Source organism: Rhodococcus sp. IEGM 1307 (assembly GCF_030056915.1).
GTDB classification, from domain to species: Bacteria; Actinomycetota; Actinomycetes; order Mycobacteriales; family Mycobacteriaceae; genus Rhodococcus_F; species Rhodococcus_F opacus_D.
Genome location: NZ_JASHKW010000107.1, coordinates 1 through 240, shown reverse-complemented (window position 1 = coordinate 240; position 240 = coordinate 1). Strand labels below are relative to the sequence as shown.

General features: G+C 67.9%; 1 protein-coding gene. It reads left to right on the top strand.

What is annotated here, in order from left to right:
• On the top strand, positions 1–240 hold a 240-nt coding region (locus QM841_RS43000; protein ID WP_283336810.1), incomplete at both ends, for a phospholipase D-like domain-containing protein.

The following is a 240-nucleotide window of genomic DNA, read 5'->3' as shown; positions in this document are numbered from 1 at the left end:
TCAACGCCTCCAAGGCCGCGATCCGGGCGCACGCCACCTCCCCCGCCGCCCTCGCCTACTACCTGAACAAGGGGGTGCGGGTGCTGTCCTCGCCGACCCTGCACGCCAAGGTGATCGTCACCAACACCCGGGCGGTGATCGGGTCGGCGAACGCATCCGAGAACTCCACCCTCGCCGACGACGCGGTGGTCATCACCGACGACCCCGACATCATCGCCTCCGTGCGGAAGTTCATCGACA